Genomic DNA, 12,795 nt, shown 5'->3' on the forward strand with positions numbered 1-12,795 from the left:
ATGGCATCACTCACCCTCGATAAAGTTCGCAAGGCCTTTGGCCCTGTTGAAGTTCTCAAGGAAATCAATCTGGCGATTGAAGATGGCGAGTTTCTCGTCCTTGTCGGTCCGTCAGGTTGCGGTAAATCGACCCTTTTGAACCTGATTGCAGGTCTGGAAAGCTCAACCGACGGGGAAATCCGCATCGGGGACCGCGTTATCAACGACGTGCATCCCAAAGACCGTAACATCGCCATGGTGTTCCAGTCCTATGCGCTTTACCCGAACATGACTGTTCGCAAGAACATCACCTTTGGTCTGGAAATCCGCGGTGTATCTGCGCAGGAACGCGACAAGGCAGTTGCCGACGTTGCCAAACTGCTTCAGATCGAGGCGCTTCTTGATCGCAAACCTTCCCAGCTTTCGGGTGGTCAGCGCCAGCGTGTTGCCATGGGCCGTGCGCTTGTTCGTGATCCGGACATCTTCCTGTTCGACGAACCGCTTTCCAACCTTGATGCCAAGCTGCGCGTTGATATGCGCACCGAGATCAAAAAGCTGCATCAGCGTCTTGGATCGACCATCGTCTACGTGACCCACGATCAGATCGAAGCCATGACCCTGGCTTCGCGTATCGCAGTCATGAAAGACGGTATCCTTCAGCAGTTCGATACGCCGCAGAACATCTATGAGCGCCCGAACAACATGTTTGTTGCTGGCTTCATCGGCTCTCCGTCCATGAACTTCGTGAATGCGACCCTGATCGATAATAACGGTCAGCTTGCCGTTTCCATCGAACGCGAAGGCAACCCGATCACCCTTCCGCTTTTCGAAGCACCGGAAAGCTACAAGGCATATGCAGGCAAGAAGGTTGTCTTTGGCATCCGTCCGGAAGCCCTGACCCATAAACGTACGGGTTCGGATGAACCGGGCAGCCAGTATGTGAACTTTGACAGCAAGGTCGAAGTGATCGAACCAACCGGTGCCGACACCATGACCGTGATTGAAATTGCGGGTAAAGAAATCGTCGCACGCGTCCGCCCGGACCGCGCACCGACACCGGGCGAGAGCATGACATTCTCGGCCGACATGTCTCAGATCAGTCTGTTTGACCCGGATACCGAGTTGCGGATCTGATCTGATTGGCGGGTGGTTCTGGGGGCCACCCGCCATTCTTCTTTTTGGGCAGCTCTTGCGTTGCCACTGCCCTGATATTTTACATACCCACGCTTTTTCAAAACGTTCAGATGCCAAGTTAATCGAACCGGACCAAAGAAGTCGGTCGATCACAAATCCACGTGAAAACAACAATAAATTCACGTAGTTAGGGAGAAAGGTCTATGACGACCAGAAAAAAAGCGACCGAAAAACAGGTCAATGAAACCAAAGGGCTCGGAATCCGTTTCAAACTGGGTGCTTCTTTTGGCGCGATCGCGGCAATGACCGCCATCGCAGCCATCGTCGGTATCGTCTCCATCGAACGGATCAGCTCGGCACTTGATACAGTCACCAAGACCTCATCTGTTGCACAGGCATTGCGTGCCGCAGAAGAAAGCAGTGCGATTGCTGTTCTTGCCTCTGAAATGGCGACAAATCCGAATGCCGATATGGACACCCTGTCTGCAACGGCGCAAAGCCGCATGAAGGACCTGCGTGAAGCAACGCAGAACTCGCCGTTCTCCGACATAGCCCAATCGCTTGATCCCGATCTGAATGCACTGATCACCGCATCGGCGAACCGCAAGGAATTCGATACCGGCGTTGATGCAGCTATCAATGATCTTCGCAGCCAGCATGACGGGTTTCTGAAAACCATCGCAGGCAAGGTCAATGCCGCCAACCGCGAACTGGTCGATGGCAGCAATGATGTCATCAATTCGGCTGCTGACAACCTTAATACCCTGATCACCGATCAGGTCGGCACATTGCGTTCAGCCCTGACTTTGCAGGCTGAGGGTAATCTTCTGGTCAGCATCCTGATCGAAGCCGCCAACGCCAACGATGCCGACACTATCGAAGCCCTGAAAACCCGTTTTGACGCCACCAGCGCGACCTTGTCCGAACTTGGTTCTGCGTCCGGTTCTGATGATCTTGCACAAATCACGGAAAATCTTCTGGGATTTGGTGTGGGTGACAATAATATCTTTGCCATCCGCAAAAACGAACTTACCGCCACCACGCAATCCAGCGAAGTTTTTCGCAAGGCACGCCTGGGACTTGAAGGCCGCCTTCATGAGGCCTTTGGCGAACTGATTGCACAGATTGATGGCGCCGCCCTGCCCGCTTCTGACGGTTTTCAGATGAAAGCCATCATTTCGCAGGCTTATGCAATGATGGTATCGGGGATCGCAGCAAACGACATCGAAACCGTCGAAAAGATCAAGGATCAGTTCAAGGAATTCTACAAGGAAAACCGCAAGGTTCCAGAAACCATCAGCGCCGACTTCAAAAAGCCCGCTGGTGATTTTTTCCGCCTTGGCATTACCCGCGGCGCATTGTTTGACCTGCGCAAGCAGGAACTCGAAGCCATCCAGCGTGCAACCGAAACCTGGTCGCGGCTCGCCACCGAACGAAAGGAACAGCTTTTTGTCGCCCATCAGGCATTCCGGGACGCAATTGCACCGGTAGTTGAGGCTGCTGATACGGGGCTTCGTGACCGGGCCGTCGCCATTCAGGATCAAAGCCGTTCGGCCATCAGCGGTTTGATGGAAAAAGAACTGGCTGCACTGATTACGATGGTACGCCTTGAAGCGGCGGGCAACCTTGCCATCGGCTATCAAAATCAGGCAGCCTCCGCCAGCGACCTTGATACTCTGAGCCAGCTTGAAAACCGTCTTTCCGATGTTGGCAAGGCAAGCAAAGCCATCGCCACAAACGCCCCCGAAGCCACAGACATCACCAAAACGGCTGAAACCCTGACCGGGTTGTCGGTTCTCGAACCCAAACGCAAGGCCATCGAAGCATGGAAATCCGCAACCGATGCCCTCGATCATGTTCGGGTTGCTGTCGAAAAAATGGGGGTGCAGGGCGTTGCCGGAGCGGCAAGCAAACAATCGGCCGCCGTCACGGTTGAATCCGCTGAGGCAATAACACAGGGACGCATCATTCTGAGCGCCCTTGGCATTGGATCACTTGTTCTGGCGGGGCTTCTGGCATGGATCTATGTTGGTCGCGGCCTGATTAACCGCCTTGAACGCATACGGTTTGCGATGGCCGAAATTGCCGCAGGCAACACCAATGTCGCGATCAATGACAATGGTCGGGATGAATTAACGGAAATGAGCAAGACGCTCGAAGTATTCCGGGCCAATGCCGCCGAAGTGGTCGAAGCCCAGCAGCGTGAAACGCAACAACGCGAAGCCGCAGCACAGGAAAGACAGGCGGCCCTGAATGCACTTGCCGATGATTTCGAAAGCCGGATCAAATCACTCGCCGAGGACATCGCCCATGCGTCCGAAGGCATGCACGCATCTGCCCAAACTCTTTCGGAGCGCAGCACAACCAGTGCGGATCGCTCAGCAAGTGCTGCGGAGGCCACACAGGCCACTGCGCACAGCGTTGAAACGGTTGCCGCCGCCGCCGAGGAACTTGCGGCCTCAATCAGTGAAATCCGTCGTCAGATGGAAGATTCAACCCGTATCTCCCGTACAACATCGGAACGGGCTGTTCAAAGTGCCGAAAGCGTTCAGGCCTTAAACAAGCTTGCCGATGAAATTGGTGATGTGGTGACCCTGATTTCCGATATTGCCGAGCAAACCAACATGCTGGCCCTCAATGCAACGATTGAAGCAGCCCGTGCCGGTGATGCCGGCAAGGGCTTTGCCGTGGTCGCCAACGAGGTCAAGCACCTTGCCGATCAAACGGCCAAGGCCACGGCCGATATTGGTGCGCGCATCAAGGCTGTTCAGAACGCCACCCAAAGTGCCAGTGATGAAATTGGTGCCATCACCACCTCGATCAACGAGCTTGATGACATCACAACGGCCCTTTCAAGTGCGGTTGAACAGCAGGCATCTGCAACGCATGAAATCACCCAGAACGCGCAGGCCGCCAATGACACCACCCGTCGGGCCGCCGATGACGTGATGGCTGCCAAGTCCGTGGTAATCGAAACTGGCGAGATTTCAAACAATGTCCTGATTTCTGCCAAGGATCTGAGCCATCAGGCCACCAACATCCAGCGCGAAGTCGACAATTTCCTGAGCGACATTCGCAAAGGGTGATTAACCACCCTGAATGCAAAACGGCCCGCTTCTGGCGGGCTGTTTTCGTTTGGGTCTCACACCCGACGCGGCAAGGAAATAATTACTTCAAGCCCCTTGCCCGGCATGTTGCGCAAACTGATCTTGCCATCATGGGCATCAATCACGGTCTTCACAATCGACAGGCCAAGACCGCTGCCGCCGGTACTGCGCGCGCGTGATCCTTCGACCCGATAGAATGGCAGGAACACCTTGTCCTGATGCTCTACCGGTATGCCCGGCCCCTCGTCGCGAATGGTCACCAGAACATTGTCAGCTGTGGCTTCCAGACTGACCTTTGCCCGATATCCATATTTCAGGGCATTTTCGATCAGGTTGGTAAAGGCGCGCTTTAATGTACCGGGACGACAGGTGATCCGGATACTGCGTTTGCCCTCAAACGAATGGGGTTCATCCCCACCGCCAAACACGGTATGGACCGAACTGAATTGCAAGGGTTGCGGCCCGTCAAATGAAACCGGACGGCCAAGATCGGCATAATCATCACAAATCGCCTCAAGAACCGAGACAAAGTCGACCGTGCGTTCTTCTTCTTTCTGAATCCAGTCACCCAGAAAATCGAGCGCATCGTTCAAAAGCCCGTCCATCTCGTCAAGGTCACGCAAAACGGTCTCGCGCAATTCATCATTTTCGATGAACTCGGCCCGTAATCGCAACCGCGTGCTTGGTGTTCGCAAGTCATGGGAAATGGCGGCCAGCATGCGGGTCCGGTCGCCCAGCATGCGCGAAATACGTTCGCGCAGATCATTATAGGCGGCTGCCATGGATCGGGCTTCGGTCGGACCGCGTTCCTCGACAGGTGGACCATCGACCTCGTCACCATGGGCAATGATTGCGGCAGTCAGGTTTTTGAACGGTCCTGCCAACAGATCGGCAAGGGCTGCAAAAACCGCCAGAACCGCAACAACCCCCAACAGGAACATCAAAAACACAAGCGATGGCGATGAATAGTTGGCCCATAATTCATCATGACTGACCAGAATACGCTTCCCTGTTGGCATCATGATCTCGATCTGGGCGACAAGGCCAAGACGGGCAATTTCACGCGACAGTTCGGCAAAGAACAGGCTGGGGTTTTCGGTTGCCTCGATGGTTGCCCTTTGCTCGGAGCTTAGCCGCCCACGCATGAGATGGACCTTTACCGATGTCGGCCATCCGGTATTGGCAAGGCGCACGGGCATGGCAATATGCTGTGCTGGTCGCGAAAACAGCAAAAGCGTTCCGATATCGTCGGCAGGCAAAATACGCAATGCCATCCCGTCGCGCGCAGCGATATCGACGATATTGGGTTCGAATTCCGGATTATCGGCAATACGGACCAGTTCGCGAATGGTAAAGCCCAATGTATAGGCCCGCCCGATCCGTTCATCGCGTTCAATAACGTAATAGGATGCCAGCGCACTCAAGGCTGCGATGATCACACCGCCCAGCATCATCAGCAAAAAGATGCGGCCGCCCAATGTGCGGGGCTTGTAGCGCCTGAGATAATTGCTGAACTCTGCGAACATGTCCGCCATTACGCTGCCCTAAAGCATCTGGGTGTCAGCGCAGAACTGATAACCGATGCCCCGAACGGTTTTGATCAGCTTGGGGTTCTTGGCATCCTTTTCGATCTTGCGGCGCAGGCGGCTGATCTGGATATCGATGCTGCGATCAAATGGAAGCGAACTTTGACCCCGGACGATATCAACCAGTTGCTCACGCGACAAAGCGCGCTTGTTGTTTTTGACCAAAGCCAGAAGCAGCGAAAACTCACCGGTCGAAAGATGTACCGCGACATTGTCGGCATCACGCAATTCACGTGATCCGATATCAAGCGTCCATTCGCCAAAAATGATCTTCTTGGTCGGGGCAACTTCATTGTCGGTCGGCCCCACTGCACCGGTTTCAAACCGCCTGAAAACCGCACGAATACGTGCGAGCAATTCACGCGGATTGAACGGTTTGGTCAGATAATCATCCGCCCCCAGTTCAAGCCCAAGGATACGGTCGGTATCCTCGCCAACTGCAGTCAACATGACAATCGGGACTTTGGATGTCCGCCTTACATCGCGGCATAGCGCAAATCCGTCCTCGCCCGGAAGCATGATATCAAGAATGACAAGATCGATCTTCCAGTCGCGCAAGGCACGATGCATTTCATTACCGTCCGAAACGGTCGTGATGCGAAAACCGTGCTGCAGCAGGAATTTCTTCAAAAGCTTCTGGATTTCCTGATCATCATCGACAACCAGAATATGAGGTTCACGTCGCGTAGTCAGAGTCCCGAACTCCCCTATTTATCAGTCGATCATGTTCCTGACCGTGCGCGGAGTTTAGTCCATATTGCCTTCGGATTGAAACATTTTACCATGACTTGGTCATAAAAGAAAAAGCCGGGCAAAACCCGGCTTCTCCAATGTCAATCCAGTCGCTGCGATCGGCATTTATTTCAGATCATAGACCTTGGTACTGCCCGAAACTTCAGATGCAACAACCAGCATCGCATTGCCAGTCGGGCTGTCCTTGGCATCGATGAATTGCATGCCTTCAGGGGCAAGTTCACCTGCGGTATCAGCCTCCGGGCTGCCCGAGAAACGACGATCACTGTGATAGGTGACAAATTGCGGGTTGGCCGGATTGGTCAGGTCATAGACCATGAAGCCGCCCTGACGTTCCAGACCGATAAACGCGTATGGCGTGCCGTTGACGTAACCTGCGGCGATGCCTTCGGGCTCGGGGCCCTTGTCATCGGAACGGTTGTCACGGCTGTAATTTTCGGTGTCCGACGCGTTAAAGACATTGGCATATTTCGATGCCAGCAGCTGTTCAAACGCATCACCGCTGTCAAAGACCATCTCGCCATCTGCATTCAGAACCGAGAATGACCGTGCGCCATAGCTGTAGATAACATCGACATCACCGTCGCCATCAATATCACCCTGTGCAGTCGTCGTTTTCAGGCGACCAAGATTTTCGTCTTTCTGCAGGGTGCTTGCCGTCGGGAACCTGACCGGATCAAGGGTTAGTTTGCCGACACGGGTTTCTTCGCTGTAACCGTCATAGTCACGTGAATCACCCTCGTTGGCGATCAGGACCCATTCCTTGCCTCCGATTTCAATCGCATCAATGGTATCAGGCATATACATGCCCATTACCGGCCAGGTGCGAATATTGATCTTGCCGTCCTTGTCGCTGGCATCAAAGGCATGAACCGAATGATCCTTGAAACCAAGACCGGCAACACGGGTGACCGTTGCCGTTTCGATATCGATGATCGCAACCGCATTGTTTTCCTGAAGCGAAACATAGGCGGTCTTGCTGTCGTTGGTCACGGCTATATATTCCGGCTCGACATCCTGCGCGACGCTTGAGGTTCCCGGGTTGGACATGCGCATGCCATAGGGCAGTTCGCCGTCATTGAGGAATTTGAAATCAACCGTCCGAACATCCGCATCCGAAAGACCTTCGACACCACCCGCGATCGGGATGATGGAAACGCTGCCTTCCGGATCATTGGTGAAAGCGTCGTTCGGTTCACCCTCGTTGGCGACAAGAACATATTTCCCGTCCGGTGAAAACTTGATCATGTCGGGAAGCGCGCCGACGGTCACAGCCGAGATGAAATTGCCATCAGAGTCAAAAAACACGGCCTGCCCTGGGGCCTGCTTGTCGGTGTTTTCAACGGCAACGGCCACAACACCGTTTTTAACCGCCACACTGTTGGCGGCCTTGCCCCAGGTTGCAAGCTCCAACGCTCCAAGCTTCACAAGCTTGTCGGGGTTTGACATATCAAGGATATCAACGGTTTTGTCGGCACCATTCACCACAAAGATGCGCTTTGACACCGGGTCAAATGCCGGAATTTCAGCCGCGCTTTCATCAAGCATACCGGTGCGATATTCACCCATCGGCACGATTGTCAATGGATGCGCACCTGCATTGGCAACCGTATTTGCCATCATTGAATGGTTTTCAGCGGTACCGGCACAGGCACTCAGAAGCACGGAAACGGCAGCAGTTGCCAACAGTGATGAACGCATAATTCCCCCCTTGGTAAATGGTTCGTCAAAGCTGACAACCTGCTGATTTGTTGTAACCGTTTAATGACCAGGCGGTGACAGTTTCATAAATATCTTGTGGCACAGACTGCTCCAAACGCGTTTTCGATCCGTATCAGAAGACAAGCCTTTGAATTGTCGCAGAACCAACTTTTCGGGATCGCCACATGACTTCGATCAGGATCGCCATCATCGGTGCAGGCATGGCCGGGCTCAAGGCTGCCAGCACGCTGCACAAAACCGGTATGAACGTGACGGTGTTTGAAAAAAGCCGGGGCCTTGGTGGACGGCTGGCATCACGCCGGACCGAGTTCGGTCATTTCAATCATGGCGCACAATATGTCACGGCCCGCCATCCCGGTTTTGCGGCCTATCTTGAACAGGCAAAATCATTCAACGCTGCACAAAACTGGAAACCGAACCTTCATCATGGACAGGAAACCAGCCCGCAGCAGCTTGGCAACCTTGCCCTTGATCACTGGTATCAGGGCGCACCGCAGATGAACAAGCTGATCGGCCCGCTGGTCGAACCCTTTGAAATTCTCAAACAGCACCAGATCACCCGGATCGAACAGCTCAACACACGCAGCTTTGCCCTTCATGATGATCTGGATGGGAAATTCGGTCCGTTTGACGGCGTGATCGTTACCGCCCCTGCCCCGCAAACCGCCCAATTGTTGCAACCATTGTCACAACGCTATTATCCGATTGGTGATGTTGTCATGGCACCATGCTGGGCGGTGATGGCGGCGTTTGAAACGCCACTTCCCACCGCTTTTGACGCAATGCTTCATCCGTCCCCCGCGATCAGCTGGGCCGCCCGCAGCAAACAGTCGGATCATCTGTTCCATCGTCGCTGTCCTGATCCCTGGGTTTTGCATGCCTCACCACATTGGTCGCGTGATCACCTTGAAGATGACCAGGAACGTGTAATCGAAAAGCTTCTTGGCGCCCTTCGTGACGTCAGCGGGGTGAAACTGCCTGATCTGCACAGTGTTCAGGCCCATCGCTGGCGCTATGCACGCACCGAAACACCGTTGGGATCAAGCCATCTGAACGGTATGAATGGGCGCGTCATTGCAGCGGGCGACTGGTGCCTTGGCGCACGGGTCGAAGCAGCATGGCGCAGCGGCCAGTCCGCCGCACATGCCATGATCGAAACCCTGATCGGCTGATCTTGCGATATCGGGTGAAAAATCATGCCGCGTAACGCCAATGGCAAATTTCACGGAAAATCACATCTGCCCGAGAAAATCTGTGTCACCTGTAGCCGTCCGTTTTCATGGCGGCGCAAATGGAAGGATTGCTGGGACGAGGTGCGCTATTGCTCTGATCGCTGCCGACAGAACCGGAATATACCCACATCTCGGGACAAACAATGCAGCCTGTCATGATGCTTGATCAAACTGACGAAGATCTTCCGACCTATGCCATCTTGCGCCAGCGACTTGTCAGTCTGGCAACCGAACGCGGTGCGGAAAGTACCTTCTGTCCGTCTGAAGTTGCCATGACATTTGGAAGCTATTGGCGTGATCTGATGCCACGTGTTCATCAGGTTGCCGAACAGCTTTGTGCCGAAGGCCTTCTTGAATATAACAAGGGCGGTGTCAGCCATGGCCAAAACCGCCCTTCTGGTGCTTATCGTTTGCGTCTCATTCCCGTCAATGAAGACTAGAGCCTAGCCGCGCAGACCATGCAGCCGTTTAATCAGGCCTGCGGTCGATGCATCCCGCGATCCGGCGTCTTCCCTGCCCTCGACCATCGGAAGCAGTTCCTTGGCAAGCTGTTTGCCAAGCTCAACCCCCCACTGGTCATAGGAATTGACGTTCCAGATGATGCCCTGAACAAAGATTTTATGTTCATACATCGCAACCAGTCGTCCAAGGGTGAACGGATCAAGCTGTTTATAGAGGATCATGGTGCTCGGCTTGTTCCCGGCAAAGACCTTTTGCGGGGCTAGAACATCAATCTCGGCGGGTGAAAGATCGCTACCGGCAAGCTCGGCACGCACTTCATCCTCGGTCTTGCCACGCATAAGCGCCTCGGCCTGCGCAAGGCAGTTCGATACCAGCTTGTCGTGATGGTTGGTCAGCGGATGCAGCGCATTGGCCGCAACAATGAAATCAACCGGGATCAGTTCGGTGCCCTGATGGATCAGTTGATAGAATGCATGCTGCCCGTTCGTACCTGGTTCACCCCAGATGATCGGCCCGGTTTCATAGGCAATCGCCTTGCCATCACGGGTCACCGACTTGCCGTTACTTTCCATATCCGCCTGCTGCAAATAGGCTGGCAGGCGAGAAAGATGCTGATCATAGGGCAGGATTGCCTGGCTGGATGCGCCCAGAACATTGCGATACCACACCCCGATCAAGGCAAGGATCATCGGAATGTTGGTTTCAACCGGTGCGGTTTTGAAATGGTTATCCATCGACTGCGCACCGCGCAGCAGTTCTTCGAACTTGTCATAGCCGACCGCGAGAATGATCGGCAAACCAATCGCCGACCACAGGCTGTAGCGCCCGCCGACCCAATCCCAGAAGCCAAACGCATTGTCGGTATCAATGCCAAATGCCGCAACCTTATCAAGGGCGGTTGAAACCGCGACGAAATGCTTGGCAACGGCACTTTCATCACCAAGTGCCTTGATCAGCCAGTCACGGGCCGAATAGGCATTGGTGAGCGTCTCGTCCGTCGTGAAGGTCTTCGACGCAATGATGAAAAGTGTGGTTTCCGCGTTCAGGTCTTTGAGCGTATCAACAATGTGCGCGCCATCAACGTTCGAAACGAAGTGGCAGCGAATGCCATCAATATGGAACGGGCGCAGGGCCTCGTTGACCATCACCGGGCCAAGATCGGAACCACCAATCCCGATATTGACGACATCGGTGATTTTCTTGCCGGTATGGCCTTTCCATGCGCCGGAATGCACGCGTGCCGCAAATGCCTTAAGCCTTGCCAGCACTTCCTTGACGGCTGGCATGACGTCTTCGCCGTCAACCTCAATCGCGCCGCCATCCAGATTACGAAGGGCGGTGTGCAGGACTGCGCGGTTTTCGGTGACATTGATCTTGTCACCGGCAAACATCCGGTCGCGCCATTCTTCAACATTGGCCGCCTTTGCCAACCGGCCAAGGGCGGCCATCACGTCATCGGTGATCAGGTTTTTGGAATAGTCGACAAACAGGTCATTCAGGGCCGCGCCATAGCGTTCAAACCGTGCCGGATCATCAGCAAATGCGCGGCGCAGGTTCAGTTTCCCGGAAACCTCAGCACCCAGTTGATCCAGTTCTTCCCAGCTTGCAGTCAGTTTATCAGCGGACATCACCACCCTCGGGCTTGTTCAACTCGTTACACACCAAAACAGTGCCGTCGCGATCACGCAGACTAGCATCTTGTTCAAACCATGTGTGGGACAGTTTGCAGAATGTCGTGGCAAGATTATGCTGTCACCACGACATCCCTATTCCTAGCGTCTCAACGCGCTGAAAGAAAGTCTTCGACTTCCTTTTCGGTCGGAAGCGCATTAATCGCACCGCGCTTGGTTGCGGTGATCGCCCCCACCGCATTGGCAAAACGGCATGCCGAGATCAGTTTTTCTTCCGAGTTCAGAAGTTCCGGGTCCTTAAGCAACCGCGACAGGAAACCCGCCGTGCAGCCGTCGCCAGCCCCGGTGGCATCAACCGCCGTCACTTCAAAGGACGGCACAAAGCCATCAAATTTCGGGGTAATAAAGCGCGATCCCTTAGGGCCATAGGTCACAATCAGGGCACGCCACTGATCACACCAAAGGTCCTTGATGCCGTCTTCAAGGTCTTCCTTGCCCGACACAAAGATGATTTCCTCGTCCGACATCTTGACGACATCAGCCTGACTGATGGCAAGACGCAGGATTTCGCGCGCCTTTTGCTCGCTCGGCCACAATGGCAGGCGAAGGTTCGGATCACACGAAATGATCGCACCGTTTTCACGCGCAATGCGGATGGCTTCAAGGGTGGCGGCACGCGGATCATCATCGATCATGCAAAGGGTTCCGTAATGGAACAGATCGGTGGATGTCAGCATGTCCTGATCAAGATCGGCCGGACACAGCAGCATGTCGGCAGACGGGCTGCGATAAAATGAAAACTCCCGTTCACCGTCAGCACGCAATGATACGAATGCAAGCCCGGTAAGCGCTTCCTTTGTCAGGACAATGCCCGATGTATCAACATCATCGGCCTTAAGCGTATCCACAAGGAAATGCCCAAAGGCATCATCGCCAAGCTTGCCGATAAATCCGGTATCAATCCCCAGACGCTTCAATCCCACAGCCGCATTTCCCGGTGCGCCCCCTGCGGCCTTGGCAAAGGCAGGCGCATCGGCAAGGCCGGTACCGGTCACAGTCGGAACAAAATCAATCAGCAGTTCCCCAAGACAAACAGCTTTGGCTGTCATGACGTTTCTCCGTTCGGATTGCCTGCGCATTCACGCAGGCCCGTTATCAAATTCAATGTTGCGATCTGTGGGACCGAAGG

The 12,795-nt window shown here is 54.3% G+C and carries 10 protein-coding genes; 5 read left to right on the forward strand and 5 right to left on the reverse strand.

The genetic code is table 11. The features are described 5' to 3' along the window. Positions 1-1,113: an ABC transporter ATP-binding protein gene (locus tag ACTU44_RS14230; protein ID WP_114097332.1), complete on the forward strand. Its 1,113-nt coding sequence runs from the start codon at positions 1-3 to the stop codon at positions 1,111-1,113. A gap of 203 nt (positions 1,114-1,316) precedes the next feature. Beyond that, positions 1,317-4,199 carry a methyl-accepting chemotaxis protein gene (locus ACTU44_RS14235; RefSeq protein ID WP_462095717.1) on the forward strand — a complete coding sequence of 961 codons (2,883 nt, stop codon included), beginning with the start codon at positions 1,317-1,319 and terminating at the stop codon, positions 4,197-4,199. A 56-nt stretch (positions 4,200-4,255) separates the two neighbouring features. Here ACTU44_RS14235 and ACTU44_RS14240 read toward each other — a convergent pair whose 3' ends face one another. The 3 genes from ACTU44_RS14240 to ACTU44_RS14250 form a co-directional block, all read right to left on the reverse strand. Beyond that, a complete protein-coding gene (locus ACTU44_RS14240) occupies positions 4,256-5,755 on the reverse strand; it encodes a sensor histidine kinase (RefSeq protein ID WP_462095718.1) in 1,500 nt (499 codons plus the stop codon). Between the two features lie 9 nt (positions 5,756-5,764). Then, positions 5,765-6,499 carry a response regulator gene (locus ACTU44_RS14245; RefSeq protein ID WP_114097329.1) on the reverse strand — a complete coding sequence of 245 codons (735 nt, stop codon included), beginning with the start codon at positions 6,497-6,499 and terminating at the stop codon, positions 5,765-5,767. 165 nt (positions 6,500-6,664) lie between these two features. Next, positions 6,665-8,260 (reverse strand): choice-of-anchor I family protein, encoded by a 1,596-nt coding sequence (locus ACTU44_RS14250; RefSeq protein WP_336081300.1) that lies wholly within the window; start codon positions 8,258-8,260, stop codon positions 6,665-6,667. A 185-nt stretch (positions 8,261-8,445) separates the two neighbouring features. On the opposite strand from ACTU44_RS14250, the gene ACTU44_RS14255 reads away from it, so the two are divergent. The 3 genes from ACTU44_RS14255 to ACTU44_RS14265 are packed head-to-tail and all read left to right on the forward strand — an operon-like array spanning position 8,446 to position 9,953. Next, the gene (locus tag ACTU44_RS14255; RefSeq protein WP_462095719.1) at positions 8,446-9,453 is read left to right on the forward strand and encodes an NAD(P)/FAD-dependent oxidoreductase; all 1,008 of its coding nucleotides are present in this window, start codon (positions 8,446-8,448) and stop codon (positions 9,451-9,453) included. Between the two features lie 24 nt (positions 9,454-9,477). Beyond that, positions 9,478-9,672, forward strand: a complete 195-nt coding sequence (locus ACTU44_RS14260) for a DUF2256 domain-containing protein (RefSeq protein WP_462095720.1) — start codon at positions 9,478-9,480, stop codon at positions 9,670-9,672. After that, on the forward strand, positions 9,657-9,953 hold the full coding sequence (locus tag ACTU44_RS14265; RefSeq protein ID WP_462095721.1) for a DUF3253 domain-containing protein: 297 nt from the start codon (positions 9,657-9,659) through the stop codon (positions 9,951-9,953). The genes ACTU44_RS14260 and ACTU44_RS14265 overlap by 16 nt, the downstream gene beginning before the upstream one ends. 3 nt (positions 9,954-9,956) lie before the next feature. Here ACTU44_RS14265 and pgi read toward each other — a convergent pair whose 3' ends face one another. Together pgi and ACTU44_RS14275 are read right to left on the reverse strand one after the other, a co-directional pair. After that, positions 9,957-11,603, reverse strand: a complete 1,647-nt coding sequence (gene pgi / locus ACTU44_RS14270; protein WP_462095722.1) for a glucose-6-phosphate isomerase — start codon at positions 11,601-11,603, stop codon at positions 9,957-9,959. Between the two features lie 152 nt (positions 11,604-11,755). Then, a complete protein-coding gene (locus ACTU44_RS14275) occupies positions 11,756-12,715 on the reverse strand; it encodes a PfkB family carbohydrate kinase (RefSeq protein WP_114097323.1) in 960 nt (319 codons plus the stop codon). Between the last annotated feature and the right edge of the window lie 80 nt (positions 12,716-12,795).

The organism is Thalassospira sp. SM2505, from assembly GCF_054901115.1.

Excerpts from the sequence above, each read along its gene's own strand:
- ACTU44_RS14250 (WP_336081300.1), bottom strand. The coding sequence starts at position 8,260 with ATGCGTTCATCACTGTTGGCAACTGCTGCCGTTTCCGTGCTTCTGAGT.
- ACTU44_RS14235 (WP_462095717.1), top strand. The coding sequence starts at position 1,317 with ATGACGACCAGAAAAAAAGCGACCGAAAAACAGGTCAATGAAACCAAA.
- ACTU44_RS14255 (WP_462095719.1), top strand. The coding sequence starts at position 8,446 with ATGACTTCGATCAGGATCGCCATCATCGGTGCAGGCATGGCCGGGCTC.
- ACTU44_RS14240 (WP_462095718.1), bottom strand. The coding sequence starts at position 5,755 with ATGGCGGACATGTTCGCAGAGTTCAGCAATTATCTCAGGCGCTACAAG.
- ACTU44_RS14275 (WP_114097323.1), bottom strand. The coding sequence starts at position 12,715 with ATGACAGCCAAAGCTGTTTGTCTTGGGGAACTGCTGATTGATTTTGTT.
- ACTU44_RS14265 (WP_462095721.1), top strand. The coding sequence starts at position 9,657 with ATGCAGCCTGTCATGATGCTTGATCAAACTGACGAAGATCTTCCGACC.
- pgi (WP_462095722.1), bottom strand. The coding sequence starts at position 11,603 with ATGTCCGCTGATAAACTGACTGCAAGCTGGGAAGAACTGGATCAACTG.
- ACTU44_RS14260 (WP_462095720.1), top strand. The coding sequence starts at position 9,478 with ATGCCGCGTAACGCCAATGGCAAATTTCACGGAAAATCACATCTGCCC.
- ACTU44_RS14230 (WP_114097332.1), top strand. The coding sequence starts at position 1 with ATGGCATCACTCACCCTCGATAAAGTTCGCAAGGCCTTTGGCCCTGTT.